This is a genomic window from Actinokineospora sp. HUAS TT18 (assembly GCF_051364635.1).
Taxonomy (GTDB): domain Bacteria; phylum Actinomycetota; class Actinomycetes; order Mycobacteriales; family Pseudonocardiaceae; genus Actinokineospora.
On sequence record NZ_CP195645.1, the window covers coordinates 2052037 to 2065157 of the forward strand.

Below are 13121 nucleotides of genomic sequence, written 5' to 3' on the forward strand. Positions count from 1 at the left end.
CTAGCCCCCAGGGACGCCGCAAGCGTAGGCACCCCCAACCTGCGGCGTTCCTGGCCCATCGTCTGTGCACCTGGAGGCGTCATGTCAGCGGTGCGTTCGACTCCCGGCGGGCGGGCTGAGACCCCGATCCGCCCGTCCGCCGGGGTTTCAGCCCTGAACCGGGCATCCCGTTCCTGCTCGTGCGGCTGCGCGGTCCGCGCCTCCCGGTCCGCGCGCCCGAGTGGTGTGGATGCCGTCCCGGCCGGTCCGCGCGACATTCCCCCCGACCGCCCTGACCACGCGGGCGCAGTCGCGCGGACCGGCCCCTCCCGGGACATCGCCGACAGGCCAGTCCTCTGGCCTGCCATGACTCCATGCAATCACCGCCGTGACCTTGTGCCGCGCTGTGCGCGCCGGGGTCGGCGGTGCCCATCGACCTGGAGGTCGATCATGAGTTCGACACTGGATATCCCGTCGCGGATGCCGACTCGCCGCGACCTGCTCGATACGACATTCGCCTACCGGTTGCTCGGGTGGGACACGTTCCCCGACGAGCACGGTTCGATCATGACCGGGGTGGGTGAGGCGTTCGATGTGCTCACCTTCCCGGAGACGATAGCCGCGGCGGTGCTCGCCGAGCTGCCGGAGGCGCCGATGTTCCTCGATGTGCGGACCCGTCGGTGCGCGATTCTCACGTTGGTGGCTCTCGACCCGCTGGCCGATCCAGCCGACCTCGCCGCCGCGCGGGTCCGGGTCCTACCGTGCCGCACTCCGGTGATGCTGCCGATCCTGATGGACGAGGCATGGGACGGCCATCGCCGCTGGCTGGTGGACCCCGCTACGTCCACGCTGCCGATCAGGGCCGAGGTGGTCGCGGTGATCAGTCGGGCGATCGGGGTGGCGCGATGACCTCCTCGATCGCGGTGATGCCGTTGTATGAGAACGGTTTGCTGCGCGCTTTGCGGATGGTCGAGCGCGGTCGGATCGGCGCCTACGGTCTGACGGACCCGCTGGGATTCCGCTCCGGCGAGGTGCCGCCACCGCGTCTGATCAGCGCGCTGTACGTGTTGCGCCGCGACGACCTGGTGACTCTGTGCCCGGCCGAGCCCGGGGATGGGTGGCGGCCTGCCGCTCTGACTTCGCTGGGCGCGACGTTGCTGGGCAAGTGGAACCGGCGGCTGCGTGAGGCCAAGGCGTGCGTGCTCGCGATCGGAACGGCCGCTCCGGTGCTGCACATCGTGGCCACCGAGGATCACCTGCCGCGGGTGTGCGACACCGAGGACGGTCCGCGGTGGATCGCGTTGTGTCTGGGGCATACCCGGCCGCAGGCCGCTGACCGGTCGTTCGGAGTCTCCCGGTGTGAGCGGTGCGCCGAGCATCTGCGGGGTGTGGCGTGAGCGCGGCGTTGTCCGCGCCCCTGATGACGGAGGCCGCGATGGATCGTCCCGCCGAGTCGGCTTGGTCGTGGGGCAGCAGCCCGCACTATCGGGGTCGGGCTCATCTGGTGATCGACGGCGCCTGGTCGGCGTTGTGTGGGATCCCGGTTGACGCGACCGGCTATCGGACCGGTGGGCGGACGTGTCCGGAGTGCGCGCTCGCCTACGTCGACCGGTTCCTCAGCCCGCTGGCCGCACGACCAGGTGGTGGGCCGTGGTGATCCGGCGCGCGGCTGCGGAGGATGCGCGGGCGGCGCGGCTGGGTGCGCAGTTGCGTGCCGCCCGGGAGGTGCGTGGGTGGTCGCGGCCGGAGATGGTGGCCCGGTTGCCGTGCGCGATCACGTTCCAGACGTTGGCCAGCTACGAGTCGGGTTACCGGCATTTCACGGTCACGCGTCTGCTCGATCTGTGCGAGGTGTTGGACGTGTCGGCGGTCGACCTGATCGAGAAGATCACCGGCCGTCGGGGCGAGGTTGTGGTCAGTCGGCGGGCGTTGGCGGGTTCGACGTGGCCGTCGTTGACGCCGTTGCGGCGCTGGGCGAGCGCCTCGCTCACCCGCGACCCGGGGCGGGATCGGATTGTGTTGTCGGCGACCGCGGTGGCGATCGCCGCCGAGCTGTGTGGCCTGTCTGCGGCCACGATGGACGCGCACTTGCGGAGCACCACATCTGTTGAGGAAGAGGAAGTGAGCCAGTGAATTCCGTGCACGAGCAGGCCGACACCGAAGTCGCGGACCCGGATCGGTTGCGGGCGGCGTTGGTCGCCGAGTTGCGCCGGGAGGGTGACATCCGGACTGAGGCGGTGGCGGCGGCGTTCGCGGCGGTGCCCCGGCACTTGTTCGCGCCGTCGGCGACGGTGGAGGAGGCCTACCGGCGCGACGACATCGTCGAGCGCAGGTATGACGCCCACGGCATGGTGACCAGTTCGGTGTCGGCGCCGTGGCTGCAGGCGATGATGCTGGAGCAGGCCGAACTCGAGCCGGGGATGCGGGTGCTGGAGATCGGTTCCGGCGGCTACAACGCCGCGTTGATCGCCGAATTGGTCGGTGAGAGCGGGCAGGTGACCTCGGTCGACATCGACCCGGCGGTCGTCGAGCGGGCGCGGCGGTGTCTGGACGCCACCGGCTACGACCGCGTCGAGGTGGTGCTGGGCGACGCCGAGTACGGGGTGGCGGGGCGGGCGCCGTTCGATCGGATCATCGTCACCGCCGGGGCGTGGGACATCCCGCCCGCCTGGGTCGATCAGCTCGCCGCGGATGGGCGGCTGGTGGTGCCGCTGCGGATGCGGGGCTTGACCCGGTCGGTGGTGTTCGCCCGCGACGCCGATCGGCTGGTGTCCACCGGGTATCTGTTGTGCGGGTTCGTCGCGATGCAGGGCGACGGCGCCAGCGACGAGCGTCTGATCGCGCTGCGCGGTGAGGACGTCGCCTTGCGGGTGGACGGCGGGCACGACGTCGACGTGGCCGGGTTGCGCGCGTCGTTGTCGATGCCGCGGGCGGAGCGGTGGTCGGGGGTCGAGATCGGCGGGTTGGAGTCGTTCGACGGGCTGGACCTGTGGGTGGCGGGCGCGGCTGAGGAGTTCGCGCTGCTGGTGGCCACCGACGCCGCCCGGGAGTCCGGGCTGGTTCCGGCTGGCACCCGGCTGGGCGCGAAGGCGATCGTCGACGGCGCCAGTTTCGCCTACCGCACCTCCCGCCCGACCTCGGAGGACCGCACCAGTTTCGAGTTCGGGGTGTTCGCCCACGGGCCCGACGCCGACCGGCTCGCCGAGCAGTACGTGGAGCTGATCCGCGTCTGGGACCGCGACCACCGTGACGGGCCGGGCGCCCGGATCGAGGTCGTGCCCGCCGATGTGCCGCTCGGCGCGCTGCCCGCCGGGCGTGTGATCGACAAGCGCCACACCCGCGTCGTGATCTCCTGGCCCACCTCGTAGCGGCCAGGTGTCCCTGAAATCCCCTTTATCTGAAAGGAAACTCTCGCATGAGCGTGCGGTCCGACGAGTTCGATCTGGATGTGCAGTTCCTGGGCTCGCTGCCGGTGATCCCGGACCTGATGACCAACACCGACGACAACTGCGGCTCGACCTGCCAGAGCGCCTGCACCAACAGCGGCTGCTGACCCACCCCGATACGGCCGGTGGCGGGCACCCGTCACCGGCCGCCCCATGTCTGAACGGAGTCTCGTGATGTACAGCGTGGTCGACGCGGCGATCGTGCGGGTGGCCGCGCACCCGATCACCACCGACCTGCCGCCGTGGCCGGACCTGACCGGCGACGACGCCGCGGCCGTGGCGGGGTGGCGTGGGTGGTTGGCGGCGGTGTGGGCGATCGAGTCGTTCGCCGACGCGGTGACCATGGCCAGCCCGGTCCTGGCCGGTCGGGTCGCGGCCGTGCGCGACGGGCGAGAAATGCCGGTGCGGCAGGTGCGTCGGGTGGTGGTGTCGGTGATGCGGTATCTGCTGCGGGCCACCACCCGCGCGACCCCGTTCGGGTTGTTCGCCGGTGTCGGCCCGGCCGGGTTCGGCGACACCACCGCCGTGCGCCGCGCCGACGAGCGGGCGGTCGCGAGGGTCGATCCGGTGTGGCTCGCCCGCGTGATCGCCCGTCTGGAGGAGTGTGGGCCGCTGCTGGCTCGGGTCGAGGTCGTGGTGAACGACACGGTCGGGGAACGCGACGGGCGCCTGGTCGTCGACCTGCGGCCCAACCCCACCGGCGGGGAACCCGCGGAGGTGTCGGTGCGGCTCACCAGCGCGGTGCGGATGGTCCTGCGGGCCGCGCGCACCCCGACCCGGGTCACCGCGATCACCGCCATGCTGCGCGCCGAGTTCCCCGACACCACAGCCGAGACGATCGACGCGCTGGTGCGGCAGCTCGTGGCGCAGCGGGTACTCATCACCGGGCTGCGCGCGCCGATGACGGTCACCGACCCGCTGGGCTACCTGCTGGCCAACCTGGCCGTCGCCGGCGCCGACCGGGTTGCGGAGGTCAGGCCGCTGGTGAGCGAGCTGCGCGCGATCCACATCGACCTGGATGGCGAGCGGCAGACGCGGGCGGCGACGGCCATGCGCCAGATCGCCGCGGTGGAGCGGCCCCTGCACGTGGACATGCGCGCGGGCCTGGAGGTGGTCCTGCCGCGGGTCGTGCTCCGCGAAGCCGTCCACGCGGCGCGGGCGTTGGCCCAGCTCACCCCGAACCCGTTCGGCCGGCCGCACTGGCGCGACTACCACCAGCGCTTCCTGGAACGCTACGGGCCGGGAGCGGCCGTGCGGGTCCTCGACCTGGTCGACCCCGACAGCGGGCTCGGCTACCCGGCCGGCTACCGCGGCTCCCTGCTCGACCGCCCCGCACCGACCGTGTCCGACCGCGACATTCGACTGATCGCCCTGGCCCAGAAGGCAGCGTTGGCGGGTGAGGTGGAGGTCGTGCTCGACCAGGCCATGATCGACGAGTTGGCCTCGACGGCGCCGGTGGCGTGGCAGCCCCACGCCGAGCTGTCCTTCCGCCTGCACGCCCCCTGCCGGGACGCGGTCGACCGGGGCGAGTTCGACCTCGACGTCGTCGGCATGTTCCGCGCGGCGGGCACAACCGCGGGACGATTCCTCGACCTACTGCACCGGCTCGACTGCATCCGGATGGCCGAGGTCTACGAGAGCCTGCCCACCAGCGCGTTCGGCGCCGTGCGGGCCCAGCTGTCCTGCCCGCCGCTCTACCAGCGCACCGACATCGTCGCCCGCGCCCCCGCCATGCTCACCCACACCCTCCCGCTCGGCGAGCACCGCCGCGAGCGCCGCGGCCGAGTCGATATCCGCGACTTGGTGGTGATCGGGGAGGCGCACCGCTTCGTGCTCTGGTCGCTGACCCGCCGCCGCCCGGTCGAGCCGATGCTGCTCAGCGCGGTCGAAGCCATCAACTTCGCCCACCCCCTGCAACGGTTCCTCGCCGAGGTCCCCACCGCCCGCGCCGCCACCTGCCGCCCCTTCACCTGGGGCAACACCGCTGGCGGGCTGCCATTCCTGCCTCGGCTGCGCCACGGCCGCACCATCCTGTCCCCCGCCCGCTGGCACCTCACCGCCGCCGACCTCCCCGACCCCAGCGCCCCGCACACCCGCTGGGCCGACGAACTACACCAGTGGCGGGACCGAGCGCGGGTCCCGGCGGCGGTGTCCGTCGGGGGCGGCGACCAGCGCCTGCGCCTGGACCTCACCGAACCCGCCCACCACACGCTCCTGCGCGACATGCTCACCCGCGACCACCAGATATCACTGAGGGAAGCGCCACCCGCGGCTGCGTTCGGGTGGCTCGACGGGCACGCCCACGAGATCGTCGTCCCCCTGGCCTCCACCGCACTGCCCGGCGCCCCGGCCGGCGGCCACGTCGTCGTCCCTGTGCGTCGGGGCGCCGAACACCTCCCCGGCAGCGACGGCTGGCTGTTCGCCAAGCTCTACGGCCACCCCGACCGGCACACCGCCCTGCTCGCCCACATCCCCGACTTGCTGTCCACATGGGACACCCAGCCGGCGTGGTGGTTCCTGCCCTACCGCGACCCCGACCACCACCTACGCCTACGCATCCGCGCCGACCACCCCCACACCGCAGGCCGCATCGCGACGTGGGCCGCACGATTGCGCAAACGCGGACTCATCAGCCACCTGAGCCTGGACACCTACCAACCCGAAACCGCCAGATTCGGCGCCGGCCCGGCCATGGCCACCGCCGAAATGGTGTTCGCCGCCGACTCCGCCGCAGCCGCCGCCCAACGCCACACCCCCCTCGACACGCACGCGCTCACCGCCGCCAGCCTCATCGACATCACCACCGCCCTCCACGGCGACGTCGACACCGGAATGGACTGGCTCATCGACAACATCACCACCGACACCCCCACCCCACTCCCACGCCCCCAACTCGCCCACACCATCGGCCTCACCGACCCCGCCACACCGGTCGCCGCCGACTGGATCGAACGCCGCATCGCCCTCCACGCCTACCGCGACGCCCTCACCACCATCAACCGCGAACCCGAATCGGCGCTGCCCGCCTTGCTGCACCTGCACTGCCTACGCGCCCACGGCATCAACCCCGACGCCGAACGCCTCTGCCACCGACTCGCCCGCGCCGCCGCCCTGTCCTGGACCCAACGCCGATGAACACCACCGACCTCGCCGGCCGACTCGCCCACCAACTCGCCGACCCAGCCACCACAGACACCTCGACCAACACCCACCGGCCCGTCCCCCAATCACTGGCCAACGGCGCCGCCGGAACCGCCCTGCTCCACATCGAACGCGCCCGCACCGGCCACGGCTCCCCCACCACCGCCCACACCTGGCTCACCGCCGCCACCACGCACGGCCTGCACCGCGGCGACCACGCCGGCCTGTTCCACGGCGTCCCCGCCCTCGCCTACGCCATCGAACTCGCCGCCCGGGCCACCGGCGCCTACCAGCGCGCCCGATCCGACTTCGCCGCCGCCACCATCGCCATCACCCAAGCTCGGCTCGACGCCGCCCACACCCGCATCGACCACCACCGCACACCCGCACTCGCCGAATTCGACCTGATGCGCGGCCTCACCGGCCTCGGCGCCTACCACCTCACCGCCCACCCCGACCACCCCATCACCGCCCGCGTCCTGAACTACCTCGTCCGCCTCACCGAACCCCAACCCACCGGACTCCCCGGCTGGTGGACCCACCTCGGACCCCACGGCCGCCCCTCCCCCGACCACCCACACGGACACGCCAACCATGGCATCGCCCACGGCATCACCGGCCCACTCGCCCTGCTCGCGATCGCCCACCGACACGGCGTCACCGTCACCGACCACACCACCGCCATCGACCGCATCCACACCTGGCTCGACACCTGGCAACAAACCAGCGACACCGGCCCATGGTGGCCGCGCACCCTCACCACCGCCGAACTCGACACCGGCCGCACCCGAGAGACCCACCCCGGACCGCCCTCCTGGTGCTACGGCACCCCCGGCCTCGCCCGCGCCCAACAACTCTCCGCCATCGCCACCAACAACCCCGCACGCCGACACACCGCAGAAACCGCCCTCCACCACTGCCTCACCGACCCGACCCAGCTCGACCAGATCACCGACATCGGCCTCTGCCACGGCACCGCCGGACTACTCCACACCACCCGACGCGCCGCCGCCGACGCCGCCACCCCCGAACTCAGCCAGCAGGTGCCCGCCCTCGCCGCCCGGCTCGTCGAACAACTCGAACACCACCACGCGGGCACCGAACTCCTCGACGGCACCACCGGCGCCGCCCTCGCCCTCCACACCCTCGACGCCCGGACCATCTGGGACCGCTGCCTCCTGCTGACCTGACCCCGGAGACCCCGTGCACCCCGAACCCACCTGGGCACAAGCCGTCCTCCACCCCACCGACTACTCCACCGTCGACGACCTCGCCGTCAACCACCTTCAGCCACTGATGACCGCCACCGAGGGCATCACCGCATGGTGGTTCATCCGCAAATCACCCACCTGGCGGGTCCGCTGGCTGCCCACCAACCACGACGCCATCCCCACCATCCACCGCGGCTTCAACAAGCTCGTCACCACCGGCCACCTCCGCCAATGGACCAATTCCCTCTACGAACCCGAAACCCACGCCTTCGGCGGCGAACCCGCCATGAACATCGCCTACACCCTCTTCCACCACGACACCCAACACATCCTCGACCACCTCACCCGCCCACTCAGCGAACCAAGACGACCCGAACTCACCATCCTGTTGTGCGCCAGCCTCATGCGCGGCGCCGGACTCGACTGGTACGAACAAGGCGACACCTGGGCCCGAATCGCCACCAACCGACCATCACCCACCCGCACACTCGACACCACCGCCATGCGGCGCCTGCTCACCGCCGACACCAGACCCAGTAACCCCTCCATACAGGCCAACACGACACTCGCCCACATCGCCCCATGGTTGGACAGCTTCCACACCACCGGACAACGCCTTCACCAACTCGACTCCAACGGCCTACTCCACAGAGGACTCCGAGCGGTACTTGCACACCACATGCTGTTCCACTGGAACCGCCTGGGCCTCAACTACCAACAGCAGAGCACACTCGCGCACACCGCGCGAGACACCATCCTCGACTGACCACCGAACAATGCAGCCAGAGCGAATCGTCTGCCGCACAAACGGGCCTGCAACGTAGCGACTCCACTGCCCTGGCCGCCCCTTCTCAGCAAACTCCAACACGACCACACGCCATCAGTCGACACTGCCGCCGACGACCTTCATAGGTTCAGCGATCCGAGCGGCGATGATCTCGGCGCGTTCCCGCAACACCTCTCCGTCACAGCCCGCGAGTTCGCTCGCTCGACCGAGCGAACCCTCGCCAACACCCGAGCAGGAACCGGCATCATGGCGGCGCTGAGCACTTCCTGGGCTGGAGCACCCTAGAACGCGCCGATATTCTTCTCGCCGAACTCGACGACCACGTCCTGGTCCGTTCGCTTCAGCGGGGATGACGTCCAGGTCGGGCCTCCCTGCTGGTCGGGGCCAGCCGCCTAGGCCACCGCGACTACTACATCGAAGAAGTCGAAGGCGTCGAGGCCAAGGACAAGGAATCCGAGCTGGACTCGGTGGTCAGCGGCCAGGAAGTCCACCACTTCTTCTCCTACGCCACCAGCAGCGGCCGCGCCCAGGAACTCGCCGAAACCCACACCCGGGAACTGCTCGCACGCGGACGCTGACCCACCGCAACCAGCAGAGATCGACTCGAACATACGTTCTATCGAGTGGTACGTTTCGGCCATGGACGCGCGCAGCCACTCCACTGATGGCTCACTCAGGTACCGCTCCGACGGCCTCGGAGGCCGAGTAGCCGTCCTGCCCGCAACCTGCCGACAAGGCCTTCACCCCTTGGCCAACACCGGATACCGCGCACTTATGCACTCCCAGGAACTCGAACTCCACTGCACCGCGTGCGCCACCATGGGCACGCTCACCGGGACATGGCACCTGACCTCGCGCGGACAACTCCCCGAACGGGCCGAACTCGACGACGCGCCCTACCTGGACCTGCTGAAGCCCGCGATCACTACGTAGGACCCCATGCTCAACACCCCTTACACCCGCTGGAGCGGCGACGGCCTGCACGGACGCCACCCGCAGTTGACCCCGGCATGGATACGGCTGGACACGCTGTTCGCGCCGCACCCGACCGACCCGGACACGGTCGTCCCGGAAGGATTGAGCACGAGCGGAACCGTGCGCGCCTTCGTCACCGGATGGTTCCGCATAGCCGACACCGGCGCATGGCTGGCGGTGGTGAACTACGCGATCGGCCACGCCGACGACCGCAAGCCCAGAGTGATGGTGATCGACCAACTCGTCCCAGGCCACGCGGTGACCCGCCGCGACGACAACCGGCCGCTGTGACCTCATCCATGCCCAGTAGGCATCGTGGCCGACGTCATCTTCTGCCCGCTGCGTGGTTGTTGCCCTCGGCGTGGCGGTCCGCAGAGATGGCGTGCTGGATGTCATGACTAGCCGTAACGTTTCGGGTGCGGCGGGTGAATTCAGGAGTGGATACGACGTCGGGAGGGCTGTCGGGTGGCGAGCGCGGCGCCACCAAACTCGGCCAGGACTACGTCGCCGCCCGGCACGAATGGAACTAGGAACCAAGGAGGACCGCCCAGTGACCGCCTTCCCGGCTGACCTCCCCGCCGACCTCGACGACGCCGAGATCATCCGCGCCCACGACTGGCAGGCGTTCCAGAACGCCGGGCAGATGAACAACCACTGGGACAGGCCAGGATGGCTCCCGGGGCGACGGTCATACCACTGGATGCTGACCTTCCCCGACGCCGACGAAATCCAACAGCTCGCCAAGCAATGCCAAACCGCCCTAGACCGGCCCGCCTTCGACCTCGTGCCGCTCGACGCCCTGCACCTCACCCTGGGGCGAGTCGCCTTCACCGACGAGATCGAACCCGCCGCCGTCACCAAGATCGTGGACATTGCGCGAGAGCGGTGTGAAGGACTGCAGGCCTTTCATCTCGACGTCGGCCCGCTGGCGGGCTCGCGCGGCGCGCTGCGGTTCACGGTCTCGCCATGGACCCAGGTTCTCCAGCTGCACGAGGCCTTGTCGCTGGCCACCCGCGGCGCCCTCGACGCGCCAACGCTGATGGACACCAGCTACTTCCGCCCGCACCTGAGCATCGCGTACGCGAACACCACCGTCCCAATCGCCGACGCGCTCTTGCTGGTCACACCGCTGCGCGCCGTTCCCATCGTCTCGACGGTCGTCGGAAAGGCCACGCTGGTGGAACTCCGGCGGGAGGACGGCTGCTACCGGTACGAGTCGCTGGCCGAGGTCAGCCTGCGTCAGGCGACCTCGCCGAGCCCAGTCCGCGGGTAGGCGACCAGCGGGTCGTGGATGACGGCCAGCCACGCCCCCGTGTAGGCGATACGGAACCAGCCGGACACGACCGTGCATGGTCCCAGTCGCGCTCAGCCACCATCCCCGGTCGGTGGGTGCGCGGAAACAGCGTGTCCAGCCGCACCCACGCCGGGTCAAGGTCGCGACGCGTCCATGGAGGTTGTCGCCGCTGTAGCGGGTGTACGGGGTGATCAGCACCCTCGGATCGCAGAACGCATGTTTCGATGATCGGCAAGTGTGCGTGCCCGATCCGCCGGTCGTCGAGGGACGGCCGTTCGAGTGAACTGACTGGCTCGGCCGCAGGCACTTGCCCTGTTCCCGGACTGCACACCGAGTGCAGCGGCTAGCGTCGCTGGCCGTGTCCGTCGACCAGTTCAAAGCGGTCCTGACCGGCGCATTGCAGAAGGCCACGGCCGCCTTGAACGCGCTCGCGGTGGGCATGGCCGCCACGGACGAAGCGCGCACGATCGTCGGCGGCGTTCTCAAAGGCACAAACGACCCTGACGCGGGCACGGTCTCCGGCGCGATGGCCACCGCACACGGCGCCATGGCACACGCCTACCAGAAGATTGCCAACCTGGAGCCGACCATCCGCAGCTATCTGGCCGGCATTGCCGAGGCGGCGAGCGACGCGCCGCGGCCAACGGTCGACAACCCACCGCTGCCGCGATTCGGAGAAGTCACACCTGATCGAGTTGAACGCATCAAAGCAGCTTTGCCTGCCGCCGTTGTGTCGAACACCGGCCAGAAGACCCACGGCATATGGATCGGCCCGGACGGGCGCGAGCACACCGAGATCAGCGGAATGGACGAGAAGCACGACGCTGCAGTGAAGTACTTTGAGTCCAGACCTTCGGCACGAGTCCCGAGCCGCGTGACCGATGTCGAAATAAAACTCGCGGTGCACGTGCGACTCAATGGCATCAAGCACACGACGCTGGTCATAAATCACGTCCCGTGCCCCGGTCGCATGGGCTGCGACTCCCTTGTTCCGGTGATCCTTCCTGAGGGATACACTCTGACTGTCTACGGCGCGAACGGATTTTACAGGGTCTACCACGGAGGTAAGAAGTCCAAATGGCTCCCCTAATCGCCTGGTATTCACACGATCATCCGGACGGAATCCCGGTTCCCTCTGTGGACGACGTCGACCGATTGATCGACGATGTTCAAGCCGAATCGAAGCGCACCGGCGTGCCGATGCTCATCCAAATCTGTGTGGACGACGAAGACAGCCCTGAGTTCTACGCTGGCGTGAACGGCGACGCAGGGGTTCTCACATACGCAGCCGCGGACAGCCCGGCCCTCTGGGCCAGCTCAGGCGAGCCGAGCACAAAGGACGAGTTGGTCTACTACTACAGCGGGTCCAGCACCGACCTACCCGGCGACGCGGAGGTTTCAGTCGAGGTTGTCCGGGAGGCAGTCAAGCAGTTCATGCTCGATCCCGATGACCTTCCTGTCGCCGCACGCTGGCGCAAGATGCGGTGACGCCCAGCCGGAAACCTGCGATGCGACCGGCACATCGGTCGCCGCCTGCCGACTTCCGTGCGAATGGGAGGTTAGATTCCTCAGTGGCAATCACACCAACACGGCAGCGCAACGCCGTTTCCCAAGGGATCGCTCTCGGCCTGCTGATGTGCGGTCGAAACTCCATCGCCGTCGACAAGGTCAAGGTCGACCTGGCGTTCGAGGGAGCGTGGCCAAGATGGACCTACCGTGCACGGTTCCCGCAGGTGAACACTGACCTGGCTAACGGGTCTGACGGCATCCGGGTGATGACACGGGCCGACGCGGGCAAGCGCGTGCATGGCCTGTACTGGTCGAATACCGGCGCTACCATGACGATCCACACGCGAGTAACTGACTGGACCGCAGACAATCCTGACGACGTGGAATATGCCCTTGAAGCAATCGACGGTGACGTGCCGCTTGCTGGTTGGGAAGAACTCGCCCAAGAGTTCCTGCGGCGTTACGAGCGTTGATTACCGGCCATAAAACGGTCCCCATTCACCGATGGGCACCAGACGAACCGCGGTCCACTCGAAGGAGAGGGTCGACGGCAGTAACCAGGACTCATTCGAGGCGATCAGATGGGACGGCGCGGGGCGGGCCGAGCGACCGGCGGATGTCTCGTGGTGGATGCTGCCGTCGACAGGGCGATCAGGCCGCCCAAGCCCGCAGTGAGTCCGCGTGGCCGAAGGTGGTTGCGCAACAGGTCAGGGAGTTGTTCTGGGCTGAGGGGGGCGGTACTCCTCGACGGCGACTTCGTTGGCGTGGACGACACGGCC

15 protein-coding genes are annotated in these 13121 nt (G+C 69.2%); all 15 read left to right on the forward strand.

The features are described from left to right. The first annotated feature begins 429 nt into the window (after positions 1-429). The 15 genes from ACSHT8_RS09085 to ACSHT8_RS09155 all read left to right on the forward strand — a co-directional run bounded on the left by ACSHT8_RS09085 (position 430) and on the right by ACSHT8_RS09155 (position 12815). The gene (locus tag ACSHT8_RS09085; protein ID WP_436499595.1) at positions 430-888 is read left to right on the forward strand and encodes a hypothetical protein; all 459 of its coding nucleotides are present in this window, start codon (positions 430-432) and stop codon (positions 886-888) included. Further along, complete coding sequence (locus tag ACSHT8_RS09090) at positions 885-1376, forward strand: hypothetical protein (protein WP_436499597.1); 492 nt, start codon at positions 885-887, stop codon at positions 1374-1376. The genes ACSHT8_RS09085 and ACSHT8_RS09090 overlap by 4 nt, the downstream gene beginning before the upstream one ends. Further along, positions 1373-1636: a hypothetical protein gene (locus ACSHT8_RS09095; protein ID WP_436499599.1), complete on the forward strand. Its 264-nt coding sequence runs from the start codon at positions 1373-1375 to the stop codon at positions 1634-1636. Before ACSHT8_RS09090 ends, ACSHT8_RS09095 begins: the two co-directional genes overlap by 4 nt. Then, positions 1633-2112 carry a helix-turn-helix domain-containing protein gene (locus ACSHT8_RS09100; protein WP_436499601.1) on the forward strand — a complete coding sequence of 160 codons (480 nt, stop codon included), beginning with the start codon at positions 1633-1635 and terminating at the stop codon, positions 2110-2112. The genes ACSHT8_RS09095 and ACSHT8_RS09100 overlap by 4 nt, the downstream gene beginning before the upstream one ends. After that, positions 2109-3347, forward strand: a complete 1239-nt coding sequence (gene fxlM, locus ACSHT8_RS09105) for a methyltransferase, FxLD system (protein ID WP_436499603.1) — start codon at positions 2109-2111, stop codon at positions 3345-3347. The genes ACSHT8_RS09100 and fxlM overlap by 4 nt, the downstream gene beginning before the upstream one ends. Positions 3348-3394: 47 nt before the next feature. After that, positions 3395-3532, forward strand: a complete 138-nt coding sequence (locus ACSHT8_RS09110) for an FxLD family lanthipeptide (RefSeq protein WP_436499605.1) — start codon at positions 3395-3397, stop codon at positions 3530-3532. A gap of 67 nt (positions 3533-3599) precedes the next feature. After that, positions 3600-6560, forward strand: coding sequence for a lantibiotic dehydratase (locus tag ACSHT8_RS09115; RefSeq protein ID WP_436499607.1), 2961 nt, complete (start codon positions 3600-3602; stop codon positions 6558-6560). After that, the gene (locus ACSHT8_RS09120) at positions 6557-7756 is read left to right on the forward strand and encodes a lanthionine synthetase C family protein (RefSeq protein WP_436499609.1); all 1200 of its coding nucleotides are present in this window, start codon (positions 6557-6559) and stop codon (positions 7754-7756) included. The genes ACSHT8_RS09115 and ACSHT8_RS09120 overlap by 4 nt, the downstream gene beginning before the upstream one ends. A gap of 13 nt (positions 7757-7769) precedes the next feature. After that, a complete protein-coding gene (locus tag ACSHT8_RS09125; RefSeq protein ID WP_436499611.1) occupies positions 7770-8543 on the forward strand; it encodes a thiopeptide-type bacteriocin biosynthesis protein in 774 nt (257 codons plus the stop codon). A 795-nt stretch (positions 8544-9338) separates the two neighbouring features. Beyond that, complete coding sequence (locus ACSHT8_RS09130; protein WP_436499612.1) at positions 9339-9497, forward strand: hypothetical protein; 159 nt, start codon at positions 9339-9341, stop codon at positions 9495-9497. A gap of 6 nt (positions 9498-9503) precedes the next feature. Further along, on the forward strand, positions 9504-9830 hold the full coding sequence (locus ACSHT8_RS09135; protein WP_436499614.1) for a hypothetical protein: 327 nt from the start codon (positions 9504-9506) through the stop codon (positions 9828-9830). A 259-nt stretch (positions 9831-10089) separates the two neighbouring features. Continuing rightward, complete coding sequence (locus ACSHT8_RS09140; protein ID WP_436499616.1) at positions 10090-10812, forward strand: 2'-5' RNA ligase family protein; 723 nt, start codon at positions 10090-10092, stop codon at positions 10810-10812. Between the two features lie 379 nt (positions 10813-11191). After that, a complete protein-coding gene (locus ACSHT8_RS09145; protein WP_436499617.1) occupies positions 11192-11923 on the forward strand; it encodes a DddA-like double-stranded DNA deaminase toxin in 732 nt (243 codons plus the stop codon). Then, entirely contained in the window at positions 11911-12321 is a 411-nt protein-coding gene (locus ACSHT8_RS09150; RefSeq protein WP_436499619.1) for an Imm1 family immunity protein, read from the forward strand. The genes ACSHT8_RS09145 and ACSHT8_RS09150 overlap by 13 nt, the downstream gene beginning before the upstream one ends. 83 nt (positions 12322-12404) lie before the next feature. Further along, entirely contained in the window at positions 12405-12815 is a 411-nt protein-coding gene (locus ACSHT8_RS09155; RefSeq protein WP_436499621.1) for a hypothetical protein, read from the forward strand. The last annotated feature ends 306 nt before the right edge of the window (positions 12816-13121 follow it).

Bases quoted from the DNA above. Each gene is read 5' to 3' on its own strand.
- ACSHT8_RS09085 (WP_436499595.1), top strand. From the start codon at position 430: ATGAGTTCGACACTGGATATCCCGTCGCGGATGCCGACTCGCCGCGAC.
- ACSHT8_RS09090 (WP_436499597.1), top strand. From the start codon at position 885: ATGACCTCCTCGATCGCGGTGATGCCGTTGTATGAGAACGGTTTGCTG.
- ACSHT8_RS09110 (WP_436499605.1), top strand. From the start codon at position 3,395: ATGAGCGTGCGGTCCGACGAGTTCGATCTGGATGTGCAGTTCCTGGGC.
- ACSHT8_RS09115 (WP_436499607.1), top strand. From the start codon at position 3,600: ATGTACAGCGTGGTCGACGCGGCGATCGTGCGGGTGGCCGCGCACCCG.
- ACSHT8_RS09120 (WP_436499609.1), top strand. From the start codon at position 6,557: ATGAACACCACCGACCTCGCCGGCCGACTCGCCCACCAACTCGCCGAC.
- ACSHT8_RS09130 (WP_436499612.1), top strand. From the start codon at position 9,339: ATGCACTCCCAGGAACTCGAACTCCACTGCACCGCGTGCGCCACCATG.
- ACSHT8_RS09135 (WP_436499614.1), top strand. From the start codon at position 9,504: ATGCTCAACACCCCTTACACCCGCTGGAGCGGCGACGGCCTGCACGGA.
- ACSHT8_RS09150 (WP_436499619.1), top strand. From the start codon at position 11,911: ATGGCTCCCCTAATCGCCTGGTATTCACACGATCATCCGGACGGAATC.